This window comes from Streptomyces sp. NPDC043996, assembly GCF_056435225.1.
Genome location: NZ_JBWKEY010000003.1, coordinates 146,893 through 169,681, shown reverse-complemented (window position 1 = coordinate 169,681; position 22,789 = coordinate 146,893). Strand labels below are relative to the sequence as shown.

Genomic DNA, 22,789 nt, shown 5'->3' with positions numbered 1-22,789 from the left:
GGCGTGGTCAAGGTGTCGGGCCGGGGTGTTTCGGGGGAGGTTGACGGGGCTTCGTCCACCGGCCGGCGGGGGAAGCTTTCCCTGGTGGCGAGCGGCTGAGGAAGGTCGGATGACGTGACGGCGGACGCGGCGCGGCCCGGCGGCCGGGGGCCTGAGGGACGGCTCGCGGGGATGTACGGACGGCTGGGGGCGATCGCCTTCGGCGGGGACTACAACCCCGAGCAGTGGGGGCCCGAGACGCACGCCGAGGACGTCGAGCTGATGCGCGAGGCCGGGGTCAGCCTCGTCACGCTCGGCATCTTCGCCTGGGCGCGCACCGAACCGGTGCCGGGGACGTACGAGTTCACCTGGCTGGACGACCACATGGACCGCCTGGCCGCGGCGGGCGTGCACGTGTCCCTGGCCACCATGACCGCCTCGCCGCCCCCGTGGCTGGCCCGCCTGCACCCCGAGACGCTGCCCGTCCTGGAGGACGGCACCCGCCTCTACCCGGGCTCGCGCCAGCACTGGTGCCCCTCAAGCCCGGTCTTCCGGCGGTACGCGGTGCGCCTCGTGGAGCGCCTCGCCACGCGGTACGCCGACCACCCGGCGCTCGCGCTGTGGCACATCGGCAACGAGTACGGCTGCCACGTCTCCCGGCACTGCCACTGCGAGGTGTCCACGGCCTCCTTCCGGGCCTGGCTGCGCGAGCGCTACGGCACCCTCGACACGCTCAACGACGCCTGGTCCACGGCCTTCTGGTCGCAGTCCTACGCCGCCTGGGACGAGATCCACACCCCGCGTACGGCCCCCTCCTTCCGCAACCCCGCCCAGCGCGCCGACTACTGGCGGTTCTCCTCGGACGAACTGCTCGCCTGCTACCTGGCGGAGAAGGAGGTCCTCGGCCGGGTGACGCCGCACATCGCCGTCACCACGAACTTCGTGCCGGTCGCCAAGACCTTGGACCTCTTCCGGTGGGCCCCGCACCTGGACGTGATCGCGTACGACTCCTATCCGGACCCGCACGACCCTCACGCCGCGCAGCGCGCCGCGTTCGGCTACGACGTGATGCGCGGCCTGAAGGCGGGACAGCCCTGGCTGCTCCTGGAGCAGGCGCCGTCGGCGGTCAACTGGCGCGCGCACAACGGCCGCAAGGAACCGGGGCGGATGCGCCTGGACAGCTGGCAGGCGGTGGCGCACGGCGCGGACGCGGTGCTGTTCTTCCAGTGGCGCCAGTCGCGCGGTGGCGCCGAGAAGTTCCACTCGGCGATGGTGCCGCACGCGGGCCGCGACACGCGGATCTTCCGCGAGGTGACGGAGCTGGGCGCCGAGCTCGCCGGACAGCCCGCTCTGCTCGGGGCGCGCCCGGAGCGGGCGGACGCCGCGCTGGTCGTGGACTGGCCCGCCTGGTGGGCCCTGGAGACGGACGCGCACCCCAGCCAGGTGGACTACCTGTCCGGGGCGCTCGCCTGGCACAAGGCGCTCTACGACGCGTCCGTGGCGTGTGACGTGCTGCCGCTCGACGGGGACCTGGGCGCCTACGGGCTGCTGCTCGTGCCGCACCTCTACTCCGTGTCGGAGGACGCGGCCGCGCGCCTGGTGGCGTACGTACGCGACGGCGGGACGCTCGTGATGACGTACTTCTCCGGGATCACCGACGAGCACGACCGGGTGTATCTGGGCGGCTATCCGGGCCCCTTCCGCGAGGTCCTCGGCCTGACGGTGGAGGAGTTCGCCCCGCGCCCCGACGGCGGCTGGGCGGAGGTCATCCGCCTGGAGGGCGCCGAGGCCATGCCCGGCTGGCCCGCCGTGACCCGGCACGCGTTCGGCCGTGGCACCGCCTGGTACGCGGGCTGCGACCTCGCCCCCGATGCGCTGCGCGCGCTCCTTGACGAGGTGCGCGCGGAGTGCGGGGTGCGGCCGGTGGCGGCGGGGCTCGCGGAGGGCGTCCAGGTGCGGGCGCGGGTCACGGCGGCGGGGGAGAGGCTGCGGGTGCGCCTGGACTACCGGGACGGTTCCGTGGCCGTGGAGCGCGACGAGGCGTAGGACGCTGCGTACATCTCCGCGAAGGCCCGGGGCGCCCGCCCCGTGACCCGCGCGACGGTGTCCGTGACCCGGTCCTCGGCGCCCCGGCCGATCGCCGCGTCGAGCCCGGCGAGGAAGTCGGCGAACGCGGCGGGCATGCCGGAAGCGCCGAGCCGGGCGGCGAATTCGGCGGGCGGCACGGGCCGGTGGCTGACGGCGCGGCCCGTGACGCGGGTGATGACGTCCGCGATGTCCCCGTAGCTGAGCGCCTCGGGTCCGGTGAGGACCAGGTCGCCGTCCGGTACGCGCGGGTCGGTGAGGGCGCGGGCGGCGACGGCGGCGATGTCGTCGGCGTCGACGAAGGCGACGCGGCCCGTGCCGGTCGCGGTCGTGAGCACGCCGTCGTCCCGGATGGCGTGGGCGTGGACGTGGTCGCCGGTGAAGTTCTGCATGAACCAGGAGGGCCGAAGGACGGACCACTCCTCGAACAGGCCGCCCTCGGCGAGGAGTTGGTGTACGCGCCCGACGCCGGGCCCGCCCTGCGGGATGGCCGACGAGCTGAGCAGCGCCACACGAGTCACGCCCGCCGCACGGGCCCGCTCCAGGAAGGGGGCCATGACGGCGGCCGGGTCGGGTTCGGCGAGCGGTGGCACCAGGTAGGCGCGGTCGGCGCCGCGCAGGGCGGGGGCGTGTGTGTCCGGGTCGTACCAGTCGAAGCGGACGTGGCCGGGGCGGGCGCTTCGGCTCGTGGGGCGCGCGGTGTGGCCGAGCGCGGTGAGCTGGGCGGCGACGCGGCTGCCGGTGGTGCCGGTCGCCCCGGTCACCAGGACGGTGTGGCGCTCAGGCATGGACGGCCTCCGTCAGGGAGTCGGGTGCGGCCAGCGGGTTCCAGTAGTCGCGGTAGCGCACGAAGCGGCCGCCGGTGACGGTGACGACGGCGACGTACGCCATCCGGAAGGGCCCGCCGGTGGCGGTCACGCGGCCCTCGGCGCTCATCTCCACGACGAGGGTGTCCGGTTCGCGGGTCTCGTGGATCTCCACGCTCGGGAACGCGTCGTACGCGACGTGGTCGCCGATGCCGCGCAGATAGGCGGCGATGGCGGCGCGGCCGTCGAGCCGCTTCGGGTAGCCGTCGGGCGCGAACGGGAACTCCATGGTGCCGTCCTCGGCGAACAGGGCGGCCCAGTCCTCCAGGTCGCCGCGCAGCAGGAGCGCGAGGCCGTGGCGGAAGACGTCGGCCGGGGTGGCGGGCGGGGATGCGGGCATGCGGGGACACCGTCCTCTACGATGCGGAACAGATGCGGACTGCTGGTCCGCTTCCGCTCTGACGATACGGACCGCTGGTCCGCTTTGTAAAGGTGAGCCCATGCCGGAGAAGCCCGAGCAGCCCGAGAAGCCCGAGCGCAAGGCCCGTGCCGACGCGGCCCGCAACCGCGAGGCCGTCCTCGCCGCCGCCGACGCGCTCTTCGCCCGCGCCGAGAGTCCGCACGGCGTGTCCATGGAGCAGGTCGCGGCGGCGGCCGGGGTCGGCAAGGGCACGCTGTTCCGCCGCTTCGGGGACCGGGACGGGCTGATCCGCGCGGTGTTCGAGGCCCGCAGCGAGGCGCTGCGCGCGGCTGTGTCGTCGGGCCCGGCGCCGCTCGGCCCCGCCGAGCCCCCGCGCTCGCGCGTGCCCGCGCTGCTTGACGCGCTGCTCGTCTTCAAGCTGGACCATCGCCATCTGGTGCTCGCCCTGGAGGAGTCGGGTAGCTCCAGCCCTTACCTGTCGGCGTACTACGGCTGGTGGCACGGCATCCTGCGCGACGCCCTCGCGGGGGTTGGGGGCGTCCCTGATGCGGACTTCGTGGCGCATGCGCTGCTTGCGGCGGTGCGGGCGGATCTGGTGCAGCACCTTTCGGAGGGGGCGCCGCCGGGTGAGTTGCGGGCGCGGCTCGCGGAGTACGTGGCGTACGTGCTGCGTTAGCCGTGCGGCGCGTTTTTGGGACTCTCCCACCCGCCCGCCCGAGCACCCGGCGGTGTCCACTGCGTGCGGGGCGCGGAGCGCTCGCGGGTTCGTTGTTGGCTCGTCAGGCTTCGTAGAGTTCGGCGAGTCTTCGTCGGGCGGGCGCCGCATCCCGGTGGGGGACAGCCGCAGGACCGCCTCCCGCTGGTGGCGGCGCGCGTCGAACTCGGCGAGGTGCGCCTGCCAGGACGCGGGAACGTCTCCGGCAGGACGTCGAGGGCGAGGGCGCGGGAGACCCGGTACGTGCGGGGTTCGGCGTCCGCGCGGTGCGCCACCAGGTACCACTGGCCTGCCTTGAGTACTAGTCCCAGTGGATAGAGCGTTCGTTCTACTTGGTGGGGTTCGAGGGCGGTCAGGTGCGGGGTCGGCTCCGCGTCGCCGTACCAGCGGGGTGTGTCCAGGTGGAACCGTTCGGCGACGCGCTCCGCCTGGTCCCGCAGCCCGGTCAGGAACAGCGCATCCGCCTCGCCGCGCGTCAGCCCGGTCCGGAACCCGTCGACCAGGCGGTAGCCACCGCCCTGCCCGGCTTCGCCGTACACCGGCACCCCGGTAACCCGCCCCCGAGCCTGCAACAGCATGAGGGCGGCGAGCAGTCGGCTAGCTCGCAAGGCTGCGGATGAACCGCCGCCAGGCGGGCGCGCCTATGACCAGGGCGGGCCCGTCCGGGACCTTGCTGTCCCGGACGGGCACGACCCCGTCGACCTCGGCGGCGACCTCAAGGCAGTCGCCGCCTTCGCCGTTGCTATAGCTGCTCTTGCGCCAGCGAGCAGCGCCGGTGAAGCCCTCGGCGACCTCAAGGCAGTTGCCGCCTTCGCCGTTGCTGTGACTGCTCTTGCGCCAGCGGGCAGCGCCCGTGAAGTCGTAGGCGACCTCGACGCAGCTACCGCCTTCGCCGTTGCTGTAGCTGCTCTTGCGCCAGCAGGCGTCGCTCAGGTCGTACTCGCGCATCGTCTGAAATCCTCAGCCGCCGATTCGATCCGGGCGAGGGACACCCCCGGCGACAGCGCGGCGCCCCTGAGCAGATCGTATGCGCGCTGCGCACGCTTCACCACGGCTGGTTCGTCCAACAGTTCGCCCCAAAACGAGGTCTCTGTATAGACCGTTGGCGGCGCTTCGTCGAACTCCATCAGTGTCAGCATTCCGCCCATGGAGGCGCATGCTCCCTCTGCACGCGGCAGCAACAGCACCAGTACCTTGCGCTTGCGCGCCAGCGCGGCGATGTGCTCCAGCTGTGCCGCCATGGCGGCGGGGCCGCCGACCGGCACGGTCAGCACGTTCTCGTGCAGGATCACCCAGTACACGGGCCTCGTCGCGTCCGCGAGGATGCGCTGTCGGTCCAGCCGGGCGGACACCATGTCGTCGACGTACTCGTCGGCCGCGAACGGATTGGCCGCCAGCGTGACCGCCTTCGCGTACGGCGCGGTCTGGAGCAGGCCCGGAATCACCGAGGGGGCGAACTCGCAGATCTTGGTGGCCAGGGCCTCCAGGTCCGCGACGGCGGCGAAATAGTCCGCGTAGCGCTTGTCGTCGATCAGCTTGCGCCAGGTGCGCTCGAAAAAACCCTCGGATTGCAGCACCTCATCGATCCGATGAGCCACGTCCAACTGCGGCTTACGAATCGCCTGTTCGAATTGGCCGATGTATCCGCCGGACACAAAAACGCGGGCCCCCAACTGCACTTGGGTGAGGCCCGCGTTCTCGCGCCGCCGCTTTAACTCCGTACCGAAGAACTCCCAGGCCGCCTGGCGTGACCCATGGGCACCTTTGGCCATGGATAACTCCCTTCCTCTGCCCCGCCGTTGTAGGGCACAGACTCCTGCCAACTGTAGAGGCGATGCGTCACCGTAGGGATACGAAGAGTGAAATCAGATGGCTAAGGGGAGCCACGTGACGGCGAAAAGAGCCGCAGGCGAGTCGCGCCCGGCGGCAGGCACGGAAGAGGCGGAGGACACCGTGAAAGAAATGCACGCTGCCCTGGAGAGGGCGGGAATTCTTCTGCCGTCGTTGAAGAGGGAACCGACGGCGCGTCCGGCCGTCCGTCTGCCAGGTACGGGGGCGCACCCATGAGGCTGCCCATCGGAACGTACGCGGTCGACACCCGGAACGGCAGGGTGGGCAGGGTGATGGGCCACGAGGGCCCGTACGTACAGCTGCGCCCGTACGGCGGCGGACGGGAGTGGGACTGCGCCCCGGACGTGCTGCGCACGGCGACGACGGCGGAGCGCCTGCGCGCGGCAACGGCGTACGCCAACGCACGCAGCCGGGGGGAAGTGCCCTGACGCCGGGGGCGGCGCGAGGGGGGAACCCCGGACCGGCGCCCCCGCGGCATGCGCGAGAATGGCCCCATGAGCCTGTTCCGTGACGACGGTGTCGTGCTGCGCACCCAGAAGCTGGGTGAAGCGGACCGCATCATCACGCTGCTCACGCGCGGGCACGGACGGGTGCGGGCCGTGGCGCGCGGGGTGCGCAGGACCAAGTCGAAGTTCGGGGCCCGCCTCGAACCGTTCTCGCACGTGGACGTGCAGTTCTTCGCGCGGGGCAGCGAGCTGGTCGGGCGCGGGCTCCCGCTGTGCACGCAGAGCGAGACGATCGCTCCGTACGGTGGCGGGATCGTGACGGACTACGCCAGGTACACGGCGGGGACGGCCATGCTGGAGACGGCGGAGCGGTTCACCGACCACGAGGGCGAGCCCGCGGTGCAGCAGTATCTGCTGCTGGTCGGCGGGCTGCGCACGCTCGCCCGCGGCGAGCACGAGCCGCACCTCATCCTCGACGCGTTCCTGCTGCGCTCGCTCGCCGTGAACGGCTACGCGCCCAGCTTCGACGCGTGCGCCAAGTGCGGCATGCCGGGACCCAACCGCTTCTTCTCGGTCGCCGCGGGCGGCACGATTTGCGCGGACTGCCGGGTGCCCGGCAGCGTCGTACCGTCGGCGGAGGCGCTGACGCACCTCGGGGCGCTGCTCACCGGCGACTGGGGCACGGCGGACGCCTGCGAGGCGCGGCACGCACGGGAGGGCAGCGGGCTCGTATCGGCCTATCTGCACTGGCACTTGGAGCGCGGACTGCGCTCGCTTCGGTACGTAGAGAAGTAGGAGAAGTAGAGAAGTAGAGAAGTGCAGAAGTACAGAAGTAGCGCGCGTGGTGCGCGGACAACGCGGAAGAACTGGGAGTAGTTCCTTATGGCACGACGCGGCATCCTCGGACGGTCCCGCCGTGAGTACACGTCGCCCGAGCCCCACCCCTCGGGCGCGCGGCCGCCGAAGATCCCCGGCGAGCTGGTCCCGCAGCACGTCGCCGTCGTGATGGACGGCAACGGCCGGTGGGCCAAGGAGCGCGGCCTGCCGCGCACCGAAGGGCACAAGGTCGGCGCCGAGCGCGTCCTGGACGTCCTCCAGGGCGCCATCGAGATGGGCGTCGGGAACATCTCCCTGTACGCGTTCTCGACGGAGAACTGGAAGCGGTCGCCCGACGAGGTGCGCTTCCTGATGAACTTCAACCGCGACTTCATCCGCAAGACCCGCGACCAGCTGGACGACCTTGGCGTGCGGGTGCGCTGGGTGGGCCGCATGCCCAAGCTGTGGAAGTCCGTGGCCAAGGAGCTCCTGGTCGCCCAGGAGCAGACCAAGGACAACGACAAGCTCACGCTGTACTTCTGCATGAACTACGGCGGCCGCGCCGAGATCGCCGACGCGGCCAAGGCCCTCGCGGAGGACGTGCGCTCCGGCCGCCTGGACCCGTCGAAGGTGAATGAGAAGACCCTGGCGAAGTATCTGTATTACCCCGATATGCCGGATGTTGATTTGTTCCTGCGGCCCAGTGGTGAGCAGCGCACCTCCAACTACCTGATCTGGCAGAGCGCGTACGCCGAGATGGTCTTCCAGGACGTCCTGTGGCCGGACTTCGACCGGCGCGACCTGTGGCGCGCCTGCCTGGAGTACGCCTCGCGCGACCGCCGCTTCGGCGGCGCCATCCCGAACGAGGACCAGCTCAAGAAGTAGCGGGCGGGTACGAGAAGGGGCCCGCACCGTCAGCGCGACGGTGCGGGCCCCGAGTCGTACGTACCGCTACTTCTTGGCGCAGTCCGAGCAGGTGCCGAAGATCTCGACCGTGTGCGCCACGTTCACATAGCCGTGCTCCGCGGCGATGGCCTCCGCCCACTTCTCCACGGCCGGGCCCTCGACCTCCACGGCCTTGCCGCACATGCGGCACACCAGGTGATGGTGGTGGTCGCCCGTCGAGCAGCGGCGGTAGACCGACTCGCCGTCGTTGGTGCGCAGCACGTCGACCTCGCCCGCTTCGGCGAGGGACTGGAGCGTGCGGTAGACCGTGGTCAGACCGACGGAGTCGCCGCGGTGCTTGAGCATGTCGTGCAGCTCCTGCGCGCTGCGGAACTCGTCCACCTCGTCGAGAGCCGCCGCCACCGCGGCTCGCTGCCGTGTGGCCCGGCCTCGCACGGGGGGTCCCGCCGTCGTCACAGATGCCTCCTCAGCCTTCGTCCGCACACGTGTCACAGTCCTCATCTCGCCCGGCCATTGTGCCAGGTCGCTATAGGAACGTGACCAGAGTGCTCTCGGACAGTGATCGGGCGTGGTCCAGACCGCGCCCTTTCGATCACTGCCCCGGCCGCGGCCTCCTCAGACCTTGATCCCGTCCGTCGTGCCTCGGGCGCCCGGCACGTCCGCCGTGCACGCCGCCCCGCCCCGTGCCTGCGCCCGCGCCCTTCTGCGGGCCAGCGGTGTGGCCAGAATCGTCAGGGCGATGAACCCGGCGATCGTCAGGAGCACGATCGTCGCGCCGGGCGGCACGTCCTGGTAGTACGAGGTGACGGTGCCGCCGAGCGTCGCGCTGACGCCGATCGCCACCGCGATCGCGAAGGTCGCCGCGAAGCTCCGGGTCAGCTGCTGGGCCGCCGCCACTGGCACCACCATCAGCGCCGACACCAGGAGCAGGCCCACGACGCGCATCGCGACGGTGACGGTGACCGCCGCGGTGACGGCCGTCAGCAGGTTCAGGGCGCGCACCGGCAGGCCCGTGACCCGTGCGAACTCCTCGTCCTGGCTCACCGCGAACAGCTGGCGGCGCAGGCCGACCGTCACCGCGACCACGAACGCCGCCAGCAGGCAGACCGCCGTCACGTCGTCCTCGGAGACCGTGGACAGGGAGCCGAAGAGATACGAGCTGAGGTTCGCGTTCGAGCCGCCCGGCGCCAGGTTGATGAGCATGACGCCGCCCGCCATGCCGCCGTAGAACAGCATCGCGAGGGCGATGTCGCCGCGCGTGCGGCCGTACCAGCGGATCAGCTCCATGGCCACCGCGCCGACGATCGCGACCGCCGTCGCCATCCACACCGGCGACGTGGACAGCAGGAAGCCGAGGCCGACGCCCGTCATCGCCACGTGCCCGATGCCGTCGCCCATCAGGGCCTGGCGGCGCTGCACCAGATAGATGCCGACCGCGGGGGCCGTGATGCCGACGAGGACGGCGGCGAGCAGCGCGCGCTGCATGAACGCGTAGTTCAGGATTTCCATCGCGTGTCGTCCTCAGGTGAGCAGGCCGGTGCGGACCGGCGTCGCGTCGGCTTCGTGCGGGTGTACGTGGTCGTGGCCGGGCAGCGCGTGCTGGCCCACGGCCTTCGGCGGCGTCCCGTCGTGCAGGACACAGCCGTCGCGCAGCACCACCGCGCGGTCGATCAGCGGCTCCAGGGGGCCCAGCTCGTGCAGCACGAGCAGGACGGACGTGCCGCGCTCCACCTGGCGGCGCAGGGTGGCCGCGAGGACCTCCTGGCTGGCCAGGTCCACGCCCGCCATCGGCTCGTCCATGATCAGCAGATCGGGCTCGGAGACCAGGGCGCGGGCGATGAGCACCCGCTGGTGCTGGCCGCCGGAGAGGGCGTTCACGGAGTCCTTGGCCCGGTCCGCCATGCCGACCTGCTCCAGGGCGTCGCGCACCGCGTCCCTGTCGGCCTTGCGCAGCACGCCGAAGCGGGCGCGCGAGAGCCTGCCCGAGGCCACGACCTCGGTGATCGTCGCGGGTACGCCACCCGCGGCCGTCGTGCGCTGCGGGACGTAGCCGACGCGGGACCAGTCGCGGAAGCGGCGGCGCGGGGTGCCGAAGAGCTCGATCTCGCCGCTCGTCACCGGGACCTGGCCGATGACCGCGCGCACGGCCGTCGACTTGCCCGAGCCGTTCGCGCCGAGCAGCGCGACCACCTCGCCCGCGCCCACGGTCAGGTCGATGCCGCGCAGCACCGGCCGCGCGCCGAGCTCGGCGCGCACCTGGCGCAGGGATATGACGGGTTCGCCCGTGCCCTTGCCCTCACCCATGACTCGCCCCTTTCCGGACGGGGTCGCCCCGCCGCCGTCGGTCACTTGGCGCCCAGCGCCGTGCGCAGCGCCTTGAGGTTGGCCCGCATCACCTCGACGTAGTCGTCGCCGCGGGACTTGTCGGTGATCCCCTCGACGGGGTCGAGGACGTCCGTCTTCAGGTTCGCGTCGTTCGCCAGGGTTTTGGCGGTTTTGTCGCTGACGAGCGTCTCGTAGAACACCGTCGTCACGCCGTCGTCCTTGGCCGTCTTCTGGAGCTGCTTGACGCGGTGCGCGCTCGGCTCGCCCTCCGGGTCCAGGCCCGTGATGGCCTCCTCGGTGAGGCCGTAGCGCTCGGCGAGGTAGCCGAAGGCGGCGTGCGTGGTGATGAAGACCTTGGACTTGGTGTCCTTCAGGCCGTTCTTGAACTCCGTGTCGAGGGCGTTCAGCTTCTTCACCAGGGCCGCGGTGTTCTTCTCGTACGCGGCCTTGTTGTCCGGGTCGGCCTTCGCGAAGGCCTTGCCGACGCCCTCGGCGACCTCGGCGTAGCGGACCGGATCCAGCCAGATGTGGGGGTCCTGGCCGCCGTGGTCGTGGTCGTGACCGTGGCCTTCGTGGTCGCCTTCGCCCTCTTCGTCGTGGCCCTCTTCGTGGCCCTCTTCGTGGCCTTCTTCGTGGCCTTCGACCTCGTTGCCGTGCTTCTCCAGGCTGGTGAGGGAGGCCGCGTCGATCTTCGTCTTGATGCCGGACTGGCCGATCGCTTCGTCCACGTTCGGCTGGAGGCCCTTCAGGTACAGGGCCGCGTCGGACTCCTCGAGCTGGGCGCGCTGCTTGGCGCTGATCTCCAGGTCGTGCGGTTCCTGGCCGGGCTCGGTGAGGCTGCTGACCTCGACGTGCTCCTTGCCGATCTGCTCCGCGAGGTAGGCCATGGGGTAGAACGACGCCGCCACGTCGAGCTTGCCCTCGTTGTTCTTGGCCGCAGCGTCGTCGGTGGAGCAGGCCGTCAGGGTGGTGAGGGCCAGGACGGTGGCGGTGGCGAGGGTGGCGGTGGGTATGAGGCGTCGTACGTTCATGACAGTCATTTTCATCTAATGTGGAAACGATTGTCAACAAAGTGTCGATGCCCGCGCGGGGCGCCCCAGGCCCACCCCTCCCCGCTCCGGGTGCGGCTGCCCCCGTTCCCCCGCTCAAAGCCTTTCGGCGCTGGCGCGCCTCGTCCTCAAACGCCGGACGGGCTGGATGTCCGCCTGCTCCGGCTGTTTTCCCACCCACCCACCCGCGAGCCGCTAGGTCGGGGGGTGCGGGGGCAGCCGCAGGTGTAAGGGTGGGCGGGTGGGAGATAGCCCGTCCGGCGCTTGAGGACACGGCGCCGAAGGCGAAGATCCGGCCGTGGGGGGAACCGATTTGATCCGGGGGGTGCGGGCGCCGGTAACCTGAAGCATTCGCTCCTGGAGCCGCCGCCCACAGGGCGGCCGCTTCGTCGTCGTCGTAATGAAGAGAGCACCGTGGCCGCCGACAAGATCGACACCATCGTCAGCCTGAGCAAGCGCCGAGGCTTCGTCTTCCCCTGCAGCGAGATCTACGGCGGCCAGCGAGCCGCCTGGGACTACGGACCGCTGGGCGTCGAGCTGAAGGAGAACATCAAGCGCCAGTGGTGGCGCTACATGGTCACCTCGCGGGAAGACGTCGTCGGTATCGACTCGTCCGTGATCCTGGCCACCGAGGTCTGGCAGGCCTCCGGCCACGTCGCCACCTTCACGGACCCGCTGACCGAGTGCACGTCCTGCCACAAGCGGTACCGCGCCGACCACCTGGAAGAGGCGTACGAGGAGAAGAAGGGCCGCGCGCCCGAGAGCCTCGCGGACATCAACTGCCCCAACTGCGGCACCAAGGGCCAGTTCACCGAGCCCAAGCAGTTCTCGGGGCTGCTCTCCACGCACCTCGGCCCGACGCAGGACAGCGGCTCGGTCGCCTATCTGCGCCCGGAGACCGCGCAGGGCATCTTCACCAACTTCTCCCAGGTGCAGACCACCTCGCGCCGCAAGCCGCCGTTCGGCATCGCCCAGATGGGCAAGAGCTTCCGGAACGAGATCACCCCGGGCAACTTCATCTTCCGCACCCGTGAGTTCGAGCAGATGGAGATGGAGTTCTTCGTCAAGCCGGGTGAGGACGAGAAGTGGCAGGAGTTCTGGATGGAGCAGCGCTGGAACTGGTACACCGGTCTCGGCCTGCGCGAGGAGAACATGCGGTGGTTCGAGCACCCGAAGGAGAAGCTCTCCCACTACTCCAAGCGCACCGCTGACATCGAGTACCGCTTCCAGTTCGGCGGCAGCGAGTGGGGCGAGCTGGAAGGCGTCGCCAACCGCACCGACTACGACCTGTCCGCGCACGCCAAGGCCTCCGGCCAGGACCTCTCGTACTTCGACCAGGAGGCCGGCGAGCGGTACACGCCGTACGTCATCGAGCCCGCGGCCGGTGTCGGCCGCACCATGCTCGCCTTCCTGCTCGACTCGTACTTCGAGGACGAGGCGCCCAACGCCAAGGGCAAGCTGGAGAAGCGCACGGTCATGCGCTTCGACCACCGCATCGCCCCGGTGAAGGCCGCGGTCCTGCCGCTGTCCCGCAACCCGGAGCTGTCGCCGAAGGCCAAGGGCCTCGCCGCCGCGCTCCGGCAGAACTGGAACATCGAGTTCGATGACGCGGGCGCCATCGGCCGCCGCTACCGCCGCCAGGACGAGATCGGCACGCCGTACTGCGTGACGGTCGACTTCGACACCCTCGAGGACAACGCGGTGACCGTGCGCGAGCGCGACACGATGAAGCAGGAGCGGGTCTCCCTCGACCAGATCGAGGGCTACCTGGCGACGCGCCTCGTCGGCTGCTGACGTCTCCCCGGCTGCTGACGTCTCCCCGGCCGCTGACGTCTCCCCGGCCGCTGATGTTCTTCGGCCGCTGACGTTCACGCCCTCTTCGCACGAAAGCCCCCGGTTCCAGGAGCGGAACCGGGGGCTTCGGTGCACACTGTGGGCCATGCTTCCGACGGCCATGAGCAAGGTCAGCAGATGGGACCAGCACGGGCGCGAGCACGTCGTGCGGGTCCAGCGGACGGGCGTACAGCGGCAGTTGGCCTGCGATACCTGCGGCTGGCGCAAGAAGGCGCAGTTCCTGCCGTGGCTCAAGGCCGAGGAACACCTGGAGCGGGCCCACCAGGCGACGGTGGACCCCTCGTCACGCACCCCTTGAGCCGCCCGCGCGCCCCTCACGCCCCGGCGCGCACCAGGTCCGCCGCCTTCTCGCCGATCACCAGGGCGGCCGCGTTCGTGTTCACGGACACCACCGTCGGCATCACCGACGCGTCCGCGACCCGCAGCCCGCGCAGTCCGCGCACTCTGAGCTCCGGGTCCACCACCGCGTCCGCGCCCGTGCCCATCGCGCAGCTGCCCGCGAGGTGGAAGTAGGGGCCCGTCGCCGCCGTCAGGAACGCCCGCGGCTCCGCGTCGCCCGGCAGCGCCTCCCGCGCGCCCCACGCCGCGAACGGGCCCGAGCCCGCCACATCCCGCGCCACCTCGATGCCGTGCAGCATGCGCCGTACGTCGTCCTCGTCGCGCAGATAGCCCGGGTCGATCAGCGGCGGCGTGTCCGGGTCGGCGTCCGCGAGCCGGATCGTGCCCCGGGCGCGCGGCACCGTCGCCACGCCCAGCGTGAAGCAGTTCTCGGGCGCCGTCAGCGTCGGCGGGTGGTACGGGATGTGGATGAACAGGAGCTGCATGTCGGGGCCGGGGAGTGCCGGGTCGCTGCGCCAGTGCAACGACGCCTCCGAGAAGTTGGTGCGGGCCGCGGGGATCGGCCGGTCCACCTCGAACACCACCCCGCACAGCGGATGGTCCTGGAGGGCGCGGCCCACCCCCGGCAGGTCGTGCCGGACGCCGACACCGGCCGCGCGCAGCTCGTCGGCGGGGCCGACGCCCGAGAGCAGCAGCAGCCGGGGCGTGTCGACGGCGCCCGCGCACACGATCACCTCACCGCGCGCGTACGCCGTTCCCTGCGCGCTCCGGCGTACGAACTCCACGCCCGCGCACCGGTCGCCGTCGAGGAGCAGGCGGCGGGCGCGGGCCTCCGACGCCACCGTGAGGTTCGGGCGGGTGCCGTCCAGGGGGCGCAGATACGCGTCGGCCGCGCTCTGCCGGGCGCCGTCCGCGATCGTCTGGTCCGGCCAGCCCGCGCCTTCCTGGACCGCGCCGTTGAAGTCGCCGGTGCGCGGATGCCCGGCCGCGACGGCGGCGTCCACGAACACCTGGGACAGCGGGTTGGCCTCCTCGGGGCGCACGGGCGCGACCCGCAGCGGGCCCGCGTCGCCGCGGAACGCGCGGTCGCCGCCCGGCGCCGACTCCATCCGCCGGAAGTACGGCAGCAGGTCGTCGAACCCCCACCCGGCGCAGCCTGCCGCCGCCCAGTGGTCGTAGTCCGCGCGGTGCCCGCGCAGGAACACCATGCCGTTGATGGCGCTCGACCCGCCGAGCGTCCGCCCGCGCGGGCACGGCAGCGCGAGCCCGCCCACCCCGGGCTGCGGCACCGTCGTATAGCCGTAGTCGACCTCGCTGCCCCATAGCGACGGCCACGCGGAGGGCGTCGCGAGATCCGCCTTGGTGGCGCGGGGTCCGGCCTCGAGCAGCAGGACCGTACGGTCCGCGTCCTCGCTGAGGCGGGCCGCCACCACGCACCCGGCGGACCCGGCGCCCACCACCACGTAGTCGTACTCCGCCGCCAACTCCCGTGTCCCTAAACCCACTTCACGCCTCCCGCGTCCCTGGTGCGACTGGTGGGGCCAGGCAATCAGGAGGGGTGGACGCGAGGGGGCGGAACGAGGAAAGTCAGCGGTCCTTCAGGGGCGCAGGCCCGCCAGGGTCAGCTCCACGGCCGCCGTGAAGGCCTCGTCGATGCCCGGGCGGGACCAGTGGCTCGCGTACTGCGGGTCGTGGAAGCGGCCCGTCGCGTCGAAGACGGCCCGCGCGGTGAGCGGCACCCCGGAGTCCAGCGGCCGCAACCGGCCCGCCGCCGCGCCCTCTTCGATGATCAGGCGCAGCTGCCCCACGAGGTCGTCGATGTGCTCCTCGACCACGCGGCTGTTCTCGCCGAGCAGGACCTCGTACGTGGCGAACAGCTCCGGATCGTCGCCCGCCTTGCGGCGCTTGGCCGCGAACAGCGTCCCGAACCAGCGGCGCAGCCGCTCGTCCGCGGGCGCCGCCCCGTCCTCGACGACCAGCCGCAGCTCGGCCGTCGTCCGGTCCAGCCAGCGCTTGGTGACCGCCTCGCGCAGCGCCGCCTTCGTACGGAAGTGGCGGTACACGGCGGCGTGGCTGACGCCGAGCGCGCGGGCCACGTCCACCACCGTCGCCTTCGCGGCTCCGTGGCGGCGCAGCACCTCCTCGGTCGTGACGAGGATGCGCTCGGCGGTCAGGGTCTCGGTCGGGGCCATGGTCAAGACGGTACCTGCCGCCGCCTGGGCCCTGGTCAGTGCTCGCTGTCGAGGTGTGCCATCTGCGCCTCGGGGTAGCGGGCGCCCGCGGCCGCGCCCGCGGGGACGGCCTCCTCGATGGCGGCGAGGTCGGCGGCGTCCAGGCGGACGTCCAGGGCGCCGAGGGCCTCGCTCAGGCGGTCCCGGCGGCGGGCGCCGACCAGCGGCACGATGTCCGCGCCGAACGCCGGGCCCTGGGCGAGCACCCAGGCGATCGCGGTCTGCGCGACGCTCACGCCCTTGGCGTCGGCGATCTTGCGCAGGGCCTCCACCAGGTCGAGGTTGCGCTGGAGGTTCTCGCCCTGGAAGCGGGGGCTGACGCCGCGGAAGTCGTTCGCGGCGAGCTTGCGGTCGCGGGTGAAGTGCCCGGAGATCAGGCCGCGCGAGAGCACGCCGTACGCGGTGACGCCGATGCCGAGCTCGACGGCCGTCGGCAGGATCTCGGCCTCGATGCCGCGCGAGATCAGCGAGTACTCGATCTGGAGGTCCGAGATCGGCGCGACGGCGGCGGCCCGGCGCAGCGTGTCCGCGCCCACTTCCGACAGCCCGATGTGCCGCACGTGCCCCTTCTCCACCAGCTCGGCGATGGCGCCGACGGTCTCCTCGATCGGCACGGTGTCGTCGACGCGGGCGATGCGGTAGACGTCGATGTGGTCGACGCCGAGGCGCTGGAGCGAGTACGCGGCGAAGTTCTTCACCGCGGCCGGGCGGCCGTCGTACCCGGCCCAGCCGCCGTCCGGGTCGCGAAGCGCCCCGAACTTCACGCTGGTGAGCGCCTGCTCGCGGTGGGCGGCGGGCGCGGTCCGCAGCGCCTCGCCGATGAGCAGCTCGTTGTGCCCCATCGCGTAGAAGTCGCCGGTGTCGAGCAGGGTGACGCCCGCGTCGAGGGCGGCGTGGATGGTGGCGATCGACTCGGCCCGGTCCGCCTCGCCGTACAGCGCGGACATGCCCATGCAGCCGAGGCCGAGAGCGGAGGAGACGGGACCGGTCTTGCCGAGCTTCGAGGTGCGCATGAGGGCTCCTGGGGGTGTGCTGGAGAGAGGCGGCGCGACCGCCTCCCGGGGAGGGACGGGCGAGCGCCGTGCCTCCACCATGCACCCTGCGCTGACAGATTTCAAGTTTTGTTATCTGTAACCTCGGGCTGGGGTGGGGCGGCGGCGGTAGGCTCCGGAGCCGGAGAGCCACGGGCCGAGGGAGGACACGACATGAGCACCGCCGCCACCGACTCGCCCGGCGTCCCGCCTATGCCGGAGAGAACCCCCAAGGCCCTGCGCGAAGCCATCGCCCAGCACGCGCCGCGGCTGCTCGCCGACTTCGACGCGCACTGGAAGCGGGCGATCGCCGACACGTACGACCTCGCGCCCGTGCCCGCGTTCATGGCCCGCTGGTGGGGCGAGTACGCCATCGCCCGCGACCCGCGCCTCGACGCCCACGTCACCGACCTGGAAGCCCGCGCCACCGAAGCCACGGACGCCACCGAGGCCGGGACCCTCCTGGAAAAGGCATCCAACATCCGCCACCTCGCCGCCCGCACGGAGCCCGGCCAGTGAGCGACGAGGCGTTCTTCGGGCCTCCCTGGCAGATGGACTGAACCTCACGCGGCTGGCTCCGGTACGTCTTCACGCACCGCGTGGACGGCCCTGGCAGGGGTTTAGTGGCGGTTGGCTATCTTCGGTGGCTCGGTCGGTTCCGTGGACAGGCGTTCCGCCGTTCGGCGGGCCGTGTCGCGGGCCCACTTTCCGCTGGTCAGGGCCCCTACGGCGAGTACCGCCGCGCCGCAGCCCGTGATGATCCACCAGGCGGGGCGGCTCGCTGTCGTGAAGTCGGTGGCGTGGGAGGACGTCACGCCGGAGGCGAGGACCGCGCCGATCACCGCGACGCCCAGGGTCTGGCCGGTCTGGCGGCTGGTGGAGGCCACGGCGGCGGCGACGCCCGCCTGGGTGCGGGGCATTCCGGCGACGGCGGTGTTGGTGATGGGGGCGTTCACGAAGCCGAAGCCCAGGCCGAAGAGGACGTACGCGAGGAGGCGGGAGACCGTCGCGTTCTCCGCTTCGAAGGCGGCGAAGAGCACCCCGGACGCCGTCATCGCGACGCCCGCGATCAGCAGGGAAAGGCGCGGGCCCCGGCTGCCGACCAGGCGGCCGGACAGCGGCGCGCACACCAGGGTCATGGCCGCCATGGGCAGCATCCACAGGCCCGCGTGGAGCGCGTCCAGGCCGCGTACGTCCTGGAGGTAGAGGGTGGAGAGGAACAGGAAGCCGCCTAGCGCGGCGAACGCGCTGATCGCGATGACCGTGGCGCCGCTGAACGGGGCTGAACGGAAGAACCGCAGGTCGATGAGGGGTTCGGTGCGGCGCGGCTCGTAGAGGAGGAGGCCCGCGAGCGCCGCGACGGCGGCCGCCGCGAACAGCGTGATCAGCGGCGAGGTCCAGCCCGCCGTGGGCGCCTCGATGATCGCGTACGTCAGCGCGCCAAGGAGCACGATCACCAGGAGCTGGCCGACCGGGTCGGGGCGGCGCGGCTTCGGCGCGCGGGACTCCGGGACGTAGCGCGCCGTCAGGAACAGCGCCACGAGGCCCACCGGCAGGTTCACCCAGAAGATCGCCCGCCAGCCGACGGCGTCCACGAGGAGCCCGCCGACCAGCGGGCCCGCCGCCATGGAGATGCCGACGACCCCGCCCCAGACCCCGATGGCGCGGGCCCGCTCGCGCGGGTCGGTGAACGTGTTCGTGATGATCGACATGGCGACGGGGTTGAGCATGGAGCCGCCGACGGCCTGGATCATGCGGAAGGCGACCAGGCACTCCAGGTTCGGGGCCAGCGAGCAAAGGACCGAGCCCAGGGTGAACACCACCAGGCCCGCCTGGAAGACCCGGCGGCGGCCGACGCGGTCCCCGGTCGAGCCCGCCAGCATCAGCAGCGACGCGAGGACCAGGGTGTAGGCGTCGATTGTCCACTGCATGCCCGAGATGCTGGTGTCGAAATCGCGCGCCATGGTGGGCAGCGCCACGTTCAGGATCGTGTTGTCCAGGCTGACGATCAGCAGGCTCATACAGCAGATGGCGAGCACCAGTTGGCGGCGCCGGGGGCTCAGGCTCAGTTCGGACTCGGGCATACAGCCGACGGTAACCCCGGGGCGCGTGGGGTGCCTCAGCCGAGGTCGCGCGGCAGCCGCAGGGTCAGCGCCGCCAGGCCGAGGAGCCCGGCCAACTGCACGGCGAGGACCGTCGCGAACGCGCCCCGCGTCCCCATGCCGGTGTCCAGCGTCAGGAACAGCGAGCCGAGGGTCGCCACGCCGACGGCCAGGCAGGACTGCTGGGCCGTCGCGGCGAGCCCGCTGCCCGCCCCGGCCCGCGCGGCGGGCACCGCGGACAGCAGGATGCGGAAGTACAGCGGCAGTTGGATGCCCTGCCCGAACCCGCACAGCGCGAGGCCCGGCGCGAGCGCCAGCGGTGAGAGCGCCGACCACGGGGTCCACAGCACGGTCAGGGCGAGGACGACGAGGCCCGCGCCGTGCACCAGCGCGCACAGGGTCAGGACGCGGGTGCCGAGCCGGTCGGTCAGGCGCGGCGCAAGCATCGACGCCGTGAACTGGGCGACGCCCATGGGGATCAGCGTCAGCCCCGCCTTGAGCGCGCTGAACTCCAGGCCCTCCTGGAGCACGACGGCGCTCACGAACATGAACCCGCTGAAGCCGATGAAGATCGGTACGCCGATGACCAGGCCCCGGCGCACACCGGGCTCGCGCATCAGGGACGGCGGCAGGAGCGGGCTGCCGCCGGTGCGCTCGGCCCGCCGCTCCACCGCGGCGAACGCCCAGATCAGCAGCGGCGAGGCGAGCAGCGTGAGCACGGACCACAGGGGCCAGCCCGCGGCCCTGCCCTCCGTCAGCGGAAGGAGCAGCGCCGTCAGGGCGACGGCAAGCAGGACGGGCCCGCCGACGTCACCGCGGGCGGGCCGCTCGGCGCGGCTGTCCGGCACGGAACGCACCGCGAACACCAGCGCGAGCGCGGCGACTGGCACGTTCACCAGGAACGTCATGCGCCATCCGGTGCCCGCGACGTCGGCGGCCACCAGGACGCCGCCGAGGATCTGCCCCAGCACCATGGAGACCCCGCCGACGGACCCGTACAGCGACACGGCCTTCGCCCGCCGCGCGCCGCTCGTGGTCGCGTGGATGGTGGCGAGCACCTGCGGCAGCATCAGCGCGGACGCGGCGCCCTGGGCCACCCGCGCGGCCACGAGCCACCAGGCGGTCGGCGCGAGTCCGCAGGCCAGCGAGGTGATCCCGAAGGCGGCCACGCCCCACAGGAAGAGCCGGCGGCGGCCGTAGCTGTCGCCGAGGCGGCCACCGAGGACGAGCAGCACGGCGTACGCGACGGCGTACCCCGCGACGATCATCTCCAGGGTGGCGGGCGAGGCCCGCAGGTCCGCCTCGATGCTCGGCAGGGCCACGTTGACGATGAAGAAGTCGACCATCGGCAGCGCGGCGCCGAGCAGGATGGTGACGAGGCCGAGGGGGGTGAGGGCCGTCGGGGCGGCGGCAGGCGAGGAGCTGGTACGGGATGCGGAGGGGGCGGTCGAGAGAGTCACGGACACGACGATGGGCGGCCGCCAAGACGGGTACCAGAGTCTCCTTATCCTGGTAGTAGACGCACCTGGCAACCGGGTGCGGGCTCGGGCAGCCTGGGAGCGTGACCATGACCGCAGAGCAGACGGCGGCACCGTACGCCACCACGTTCCCCGTGCCCGCCCGTGACGACGCCCCCGCCCGTCACGACGCCCCTGCCCGCCACGACGCCCCCGCCAGCGACGCGGACTCCCGGCGCCAGGCGCTCGCCGCCTTCCTGCGCAGCCGCCGCGAGCGGATCACCCCCGAGCAGGCGGGCCTGCCGCGCGGCGCCCGGCGGCGCACCCCGGGGCTGCGGCGCGAGGAGGTCGCGCAGCTGTCGGCCGTCGGCGTCACCTGGTACACGTGGCTGGAGCAGGGGCGGCCCATCCGCGTGTCCACGCAGGTCCTGGACGCGATCGCCCGCGCGCTGCTCATGGACCAGACCGAGCGCGGCCACCTCTTCGCCCTCGCGGGCGCCGTCGACCCGCGCCCGGACACGGACTGCCCCCTGGTGTCCGGCACCGCCCTGCGCCTGATGCACCGCATCGCGCCCTACCCGGCCACGCTGCAGAACGCCCGGTACGACGTCCTCGCCCACAACCGCCCCTTCGCGCAGGTCTTCGGCGAGCTGACCGAGCTGCCGCCGCGCGAGCGCAACTGCCTGTGGCTGCTGACCACGAGCAAGCGCTGGCGCGAGACGTTCCTCGACCGGGACGAGATGCTGCGGGACCTGATCGCGAAGTTCCGCGCGGGCATGGCCGAGCACGTCGCCGAGCCCGCCTGGAAGGAGCGCCTGCGGGGCCTCCTGGAGGAGTCGGCCGAGTTCCGCGCGCTGTGGGAGCGGCACGAGGTCGCCACGATGTCCCCGCACGTCAAGCGCTATCAGCACCCCGAGGTGGGGCTGCTCAACCTGGAGCACCGCAACATGTGGCTCGCCCCGGAGTCGCGGGCCTACCGCCTGGTCGCGTACGTGCCCGCCGACGACGCGACGGAGGCCCGCCTGGAGCGGCTCGCGGAGCTCGGGGACGGGGCGGGCGCGGGAGGCGGGAACGGGCCGGGCGGGGGCTGAGGGGACGGGCCGGGCGCGGGCTGAGGGACAATGGAGGCTTGCCCCCTTCTCGTACGCCACCGGAGTGCCGCCCGATGTCCCAGTCGCAGCCGTCGCCGTCGCAGCCGTCGCAGCCGTCGTCGTCGGTCCAGCCGTCCGCCGCGCCCGCGGCCCTCGCGATCGGCCCGCACGCCGTAGAGCCGCCCGTCGTGCTCGCGCCCATGGCGGGCATCACGAACGCGCCGTTCCGGACGCTGTGCCGGGAGTTCTCCGGCGGCAAGGGCCTCTTCGTCAGCGAGATGATCACGACGCGGGCCCTGGTCGAGCGCAACGAGAAGACCATGCAGCTGATCCACTTCGACGCGAGCGAGAAGCCGCGCTCGATCCAGCTGTACGGGGTCGACCCCGCCACCGTCGGCAAGGCCGTCCGCATGATCGCGGAGGAGGACCTCGCCGACCACATCGACCTGAACTTCGGCTGCCCCGTCCCCAAGGTGACCCGCAAGGGCGGCGGCTCCGCGCTTCCGTACAAGCGGAACCTGCTGCGCGCGATCCTGCGCGAGGCGGTGTCCGGCGCCGGTGACCTGCCCGTCACCATGAAGATGCGCAAGGGCATCGACGACGACCACATCACGTACCTGGACGCGGGCCGCATCGCCGTCGAGGAGGGCGTCACCGCGATCGCCCTGCACGGGCGGACGGCCGCGCAGCACTACGGCGGCACGGCGGACTGGTCGGCCATCGCCCGCCTCAAGGAGCACGTCCCGGAGATCCCCGTGCTCGGCAACGGCGACATCTGGTCGGCGGACGACGCGCTGCGGATGATGCGCGAGACCGGGTGCGACGGAGTGGTCGTGGGGCGCGGCTGCCTGGGGCGGCCGTGGCTCTTCGGCGACCTGGTGGCGGCGTTCGAGGGGCGCGCCGGTGACGTGGCGCGGCCGGACCTCGGCACGGTCGCGGACGTGATGATCCGGCACGCGACGCTCCTCGGCGAGTGGATCGGGGACGAGGCACGCGGAGTGATCGACTTCCGCAAGCACGTGGCCTGGTACTTGAAGGGGTTCGCCGTCGGCTCCGAGATGCGCAAGCGCCTCGCGATCACCTCGTCCCTCGCCGAGCTGCGCGCCGGCCTCGACGAGCTGGACCTGGCGCAGGGCTGGCCCGACGGGGCGGACGGCCCGCGCGGCCGGACCTCCGGCAACAACCGCGTGGTCCTGCCGGACGGCTGGCTGCGGGACCCCTACGACTGCGCTGGCGTCTCCGCCGAGGCGGAACTGGACACCTCCGGCGGCTGAGCGGCCCCTCG

The 22,789-nt window shown here is 72.1% G+C and carries 24 protein-coding genes; 10 read left to right on the top strand and 14 right to left on the bottom strand.

Annotated features, from left to right (window positions below; translation table 11 throughout):
• Positions 1–171 precede the first annotated feature (171 nt).
• Positions 172–2,025: a beta-galactosidase gene (locus tag AC07A4_RS08205; RefSeq protein WP_478595893.1), complete on the top strand. Its 1,854-nt coding sequence runs from the start codon at positions 172–174 to the stop codon at positions 2,023–2,025.
• Here the strand turns inward: AC07A4_RS08205 and AC07A4_RS08200 are convergent.
• Both AC07A4_RS08200 and AC07A4_RS08195 read right to left on the bottom strand, forming a co-directional pair.
• Positions 1,983–2,852 (bottom strand): NmrA family NAD(P)-binding protein, encoded by an 870-nt coding sequence (locus tag AC07A4_RS08200; RefSeq protein ID WP_478594688.1) that lies wholly within the window; start codon positions 2,850–2,852, stop codon positions 1,983–1,985. The two genes, AC07A4_RS08205 and AC07A4_RS08200, sit on opposite strands and share 43 nt — an antisense overlap.
• Positions 2,845–3,270, bottom strand: coding sequence for a nuclear transport factor 2 family protein (locus tag AC07A4_RS08195; protein ID WP_478594685.1), 426 nt, complete (start codon positions 3,268–3,270; stop codon positions 2,845–2,847). Before AC07A4_RS08195 ends, AC07A4_RS08200 begins: the two co-directional genes overlap by 8 nt.
• A 100-nt stretch (positions 3,271–3,370) precedes the next feature.
• On the opposite strand from AC07A4_RS08195, the gene AC07A4_RS08190 reads away from it, so the two are divergent.
• A complete protein-coding gene (locus tag AC07A4_RS08190; RefSeq protein ID WP_478594682.1) occupies positions 3,371–3,967 on the top strand; it encodes a TetR/AcrR family transcriptional regulator in 597 nt (198 codons plus the stop codon).
• Here the strand turns inward: AC07A4_RS08190 and AC07A4_RS08185 are convergent.
• From AC07A4_RS08185 to AC07A4_RS08175, 3 genes are read right to left on the bottom strand one after another with little or no spacing between them, the layout of a single operon-like run.
• Positions 3,964–4,614, bottom strand: coding sequence for a helix-turn-helix transcriptional regulator (locus AC07A4_RS08185; protein ID WP_478594679.1), 651 nt, complete (start codon positions 4,612–4,614; stop codon positions 3,964–3,966). The two genes, AC07A4_RS08190 and AC07A4_RS08185, sit on opposite strands and share 4 nt — an antisense overlap.
• On the bottom strand, positions 4,604–4,954 hold the full coding sequence (locus tag AC07A4_RS08180; protein ID WP_478594676.1) for a DUF397 domain-containing protein: 351 nt from the start codon (positions 4,952–4,954) through the stop codon (positions 4,604–4,606). Before AC07A4_RS08180 ends, AC07A4_RS08185 begins: the two co-directional genes overlap by 11 nt.
• Positions 4,936–5,778: a helix-turn-helix domain-containing protein gene (locus AC07A4_RS08175; protein WP_478594673.1), complete on the bottom strand. Its 843-nt coding sequence runs from the start codon at positions 5,776–5,778 to the stop codon at positions 4,936–4,938. Before AC07A4_RS08175 ends, AC07A4_RS08180 begins: the two co-directional genes overlap by 19 nt.
• 291 nt (positions 5,779–6,069) lie before the next feature.
• On the opposite strand from AC07A4_RS08175, the gene AC07A4_RS08170 reads away from it, so the two are divergent.
• The 3 genes from AC07A4_RS08170 (at position 6,070) to AC07A4_RS08160 (ending at position 8,004) form a co-directional block, all read left to right on the top strand.
• On the top strand, positions 6,070–6,285 hold the full coding sequence (locus AC07A4_RS08170; protein ID WP_478594671.1) for a hypothetical protein: 216 nt from the start codon (positions 6,070–6,072) through the stop codon (positions 6,283–6,285).
• A 66-nt stretch (positions 6,286–6,351) separates the two neighbouring features.
• Entirely contained in the window at positions 6,352–7,098 is a 747-nt protein-coding gene (gene recO / locus AC07A4_RS08165; RefSeq protein WP_478594668.1) for a DNA repair protein RecO, read from the top strand.
• Between the two features lie 87 nt (positions 7,099–7,185).
• The gene (locus tag AC07A4_RS08160) at positions 7,186–8,004 is read left to right on the top strand and encodes an isoprenyl transferase (protein WP_478594667.1); all 819 of its coding nucleotides are present in this window, start codon (positions 7,186–7,188) and stop codon (positions 8,002–8,004) included.
• A gap of 66 nt (positions 8,005–8,070) precedes the next feature.
• Here the strand turns inward: AC07A4_RS08160 and AC07A4_RS08155 are convergent, their stop codons facing one another.
• The 4 genes from AC07A4_RS08155 to AC07A4_RS08140 all read right to left on the bottom strand — a co-directional run bounded on the left by AC07A4_RS08155 (position 8,071) and on the right by AC07A4_RS08140 (position 11,381).
• Positions 8,071–8,481, bottom strand: coding sequence for a Fur family transcriptional regulator (locus tag AC07A4_RS08155; protein WP_478594664.1), 411 nt, complete (start codon positions 8,479–8,481; stop codon positions 8,071–8,073).
• Positions 8,482–8,640: 159 nt separating this feature from the next.
• Positions 8,641–9,534, bottom strand: a complete 894-nt coding sequence (locus tag AC07A4_RS08150; RefSeq protein ID WP_478594661.1) for a metal ABC transporter permease — start codon at positions 9,532–9,534, stop codon at positions 8,641–8,643.
• A gap of 12 nt (positions 9,535–9,546) precedes the next feature.
• A complete protein-coding gene (locus tag AC07A4_RS08145; protein ID WP_478594659.1) occupies positions 9,547–10,329 on the bottom strand; it encodes a metal ABC transporter ATP-binding protein in 783 nt (260 codons plus the stop codon).
• Between the two features lie 41 nt (positions 10,330–10,370).
• A complete protein-coding gene (locus AC07A4_RS08140) occupies positions 10,371–11,381 on the bottom strand; it encodes a metal ABC transporter substrate-binding protein (protein ID WP_478594656.1) in 1,011 nt (336 codons plus the stop codon).
• Between the two features lie 432 nt (positions 11,382–11,813).
• Between AC07A4_RS08140 and AC07A4_RS08135 the strand changes: the two genes are divergently transcribed.
• Both AC07A4_RS08135 and AC07A4_RS08130 read left to right on the top strand, forming a co-directional pair.
• A complete protein-coding gene (locus tag AC07A4_RS08135; RefSeq protein WP_478594654.1) occupies positions 11,814–13,193 on the top strand; it encodes a glycine--tRNA ligase in 1,380 nt (459 codons plus the stop codon).
• 145 nt (positions 13,194–13,338) lie between these two features.
• Positions 13,339–13,551: a hypothetical protein gene (locus AC07A4_RS08130; protein ID WP_478594652.1), complete on the top strand. Its 213-nt coding sequence runs from the start codon at positions 13,339–13,341 to the stop codon at positions 13,549–13,551.
• Between the two features lie 16 nt (positions 13,552–13,567).
• Here the strand turns inward: AC07A4_RS08130 and AC07A4_RS08125 are convergent, their stop codons facing one another.
• From AC07A4_RS08125 to AC07A4_RS08115, 3 genes are all read right to left on the bottom strand, one after another.
• Positions 13,568–15,097, bottom strand: a complete 1,530-nt coding sequence (locus tag AC07A4_RS08125; protein ID WP_478594650.1) for a GMC family oxidoreductase — start codon at positions 15,095–15,097, stop codon at positions 13,568–13,570.
• 93 nt (positions 15,098–15,190) lie between these two features.
• Entirely contained in the window at positions 15,191–15,784 is a 594-nt protein-coding gene (locus AC07A4_RS08120; protein WP_478594649.1) for a TetR/AcrR family transcriptional regulator, read from the bottom strand.
• Positions 15,785–15,819: 35 nt separating this feature from the next.
• Positions 15,820–16,836 carry an aldo/keto reductase gene (locus AC07A4_RS08115; RefSeq protein ID WP_478594647.1) on the bottom strand — a complete coding sequence of 339 codons (1,017 nt, stop codon included), beginning with the start codon at positions 16,834–16,836 and terminating at the stop codon, positions 15,820–15,822.
• Between the two features lie 192 nt (positions 16,837–17,028).
• On the opposite strand from AC07A4_RS08115, the gene AC07A4_RS08110 reads away from it, so the two are divergent.
• On the top strand, positions 17,029–17,373 hold the full coding sequence (locus tag AC07A4_RS08110) for a DUF6247 family protein (RefSeq protein ID WP_478594644.1): 345 nt from the start codon (positions 17,029–17,031) through the stop codon (positions 17,371–17,373).
• Positions 17,374–17,474: 101 nt separating this feature from the next.
• Here the strand turns inward: AC07A4_RS08110 and AC07A4_RS08105 are convergent, their stop codons facing one another.
• Both AC07A4_RS08105 and AC07A4_RS08100 read right to left on the bottom strand, forming a co-directional pair.
• Positions 17,475–18,938: an MFS transporter gene (locus tag AC07A4_RS08105; RefSeq protein WP_478594641.1), complete on the bottom strand. Its 1,464-nt coding sequence runs from the start codon at positions 18,936–18,938 to the stop codon at positions 17,475–17,477.
• Positions 18,939–18,973: 35 nt separating this feature from the next.
• Positions 18,974–20,422 carry an MFS transporter gene (locus AC07A4_RS08100; RefSeq protein ID WP_478594639.1) on the bottom strand — a complete coding sequence of 483 codons (1,449 nt, stop codon included), beginning with the start codon at positions 20,420–20,422 and terminating at the stop codon, positions 18,974–18,976.
• A 101-nt stretch (positions 20,423–20,523) separates the two neighbouring features.
• Between AC07A4_RS08100 and AC07A4_RS08095 the strand changes: the two genes are divergently transcribed.
• The gene (locus AC07A4_RS08095) at positions 20,524–21,504 is read left to right on the top strand and encodes a helix-turn-helix transcriptional regulator (RefSeq protein ID WP_478594637.1); all 981 of its coding nucleotides are present in this window, start codon (positions 20,524–20,526) and stop codon (positions 21,502–21,504) included.
• A gap of 200 nt (positions 21,505–21,704) precedes the next feature.
• On the top strand, positions 21,705–22,778 hold the full coding sequence (gene dusB / locus AC07A4_RS08090) for a tRNA dihydrouridine synthase DusB (protein ID WP_478595890.1): 1,074 nt from the start codon (positions 21,705–21,707) through the stop codon (positions 22,776–22,778).
• Positions 22,779–22,789 lie beyond the last annotated feature (11 nt).

Excerpts from the sequence above, each read along its gene's own strand:
- AC07A4_RS08205 (WP_478595893.1), top strand. The coding sequence starts at position 172 with ATGTACGGACGGCTGGGGGCGATCGCCTTCGGCGGGGACTACAACCCC.
- AC07A4_RS08200 (WP_478594688.1), bottom strand. The coding sequence starts at position 2,852 with ATGCCTGAGCGCCACACCGTCCTGGTGACCGGGGCGACCGGCACCACC.
- AC07A4_RS08195 (WP_478594685.1), bottom strand. The coding sequence starts at position 3,270 with ATGCCCGCATCCCCGCCCGCCACCCCGGCCGACGTCTTCCGCCACGGC.
- AC07A4_RS08190 (WP_478594682.1), top strand. The coding sequence starts at position 3,371 with ATGCCGGAGAAGCCCGAGCAGCCCGAGAAGCCCGAGCGCAAGGCCCGT.
- AC07A4_RS08180 (WP_478594676.1), bottom strand. The coding sequence starts at position 4,954 with ATGCGCGAGTACGACCTGAGCGACGCCTGCTGGCGCAAGAGCAGCTAC.
- AC07A4_RS08175 (WP_478594673.1), bottom strand. The coding sequence starts at position 5,778 with ATGGCCAAAGGTGCCCATGGGTCACGCCAGGCGGCCTGGGAGTTCTTC.
- AC07A4_RS08170 (WP_478594671.1), top strand. The coding sequence starts at position 6,070 with ATGAGGCTGCCCATCGGAACGTACGCGGTCGACACCCGGAACGGCAGG.
- recO (WP_478594668.1), top strand. The coding sequence starts at position 6,352 with ATGAGCCTGTTCCGTGACGACGGTGTCGTGCTGCGCACCCAGAAGCTG.
- AC07A4_RS08160 (WP_478594667.1), top strand. The coding sequence starts at position 7,186 with ATGGCACGACGCGGCATCCTCGGACGGTCCCGCCGTGAGTACACGTCG.
- AC07A4_RS08150 (WP_478594661.1), bottom strand. The coding sequence starts at position 9,534 with ATGGAAATCCTGAACTACGCGTTCATGCAGCGCGCGCTGCTCGCCGCC.
- AC07A4_RS08145 (WP_478594659.1), bottom strand. The coding sequence starts at position 10,329 with ATGGGTGAGGGCAAGGGCACGGGCGAACCCGTCATATCCCTGCGCCAG.
- AC07A4_RS08140 (WP_478594656.1), bottom strand. The coding sequence starts at position 11,381 with ATGAACGTACGACGCCTCATACCCACCGCCACCCTCGCCACCGCCACC.
- AC07A4_RS08130 (WP_478594652.1), top strand. The coding sequence starts at position 13,339 with ATGCTTCCGACGGCCATGAGCAAGGTCAGCAGATGGGACCAGCACGGG.
- AC07A4_RS08120 (WP_478594649.1), bottom strand. The coding sequence starts at position 15,784 with ATGGCCCCGACCGAGACCCTGACCGCCGAGCGCATCCTCGTCACGACC.
- AC07A4_RS08115 (WP_478594647.1), bottom strand. The coding sequence starts at position 16,836 with ATGCGCACCTCGAAGCTCGGCAAGACCGGTCCCGTCTCCTCCGCTCTC.
- AC07A4_RS08110 (WP_478594644.1), top strand. The coding sequence starts at position 17,029 with ATGAGCACCGCCGCCACCGACTCGCCCGGCGTCCCGCCTATGCCGGAG.
- AC07A4_RS08105 (WP_478594641.1), bottom strand. The coding sequence starts at position 18,938 with ATGCCCGAGTCCGAACTGAGCCTGAGCCCCCGGCGCCGCCAACTGGTG.
- AC07A4_RS08095 (WP_478594637.1), top strand. The coding sequence starts at position 20,524 with ATGACCGCAGAGCAGACGGCGGCACCGTACGCCACCACGTTCCCCGTG.
- dusB (WP_478595890.1), top strand. The coding sequence starts at position 21,705 with ATGGCGGGCATCACGAACGCGCCGTTCCGGACGCTGTGCCGGGAGTTC.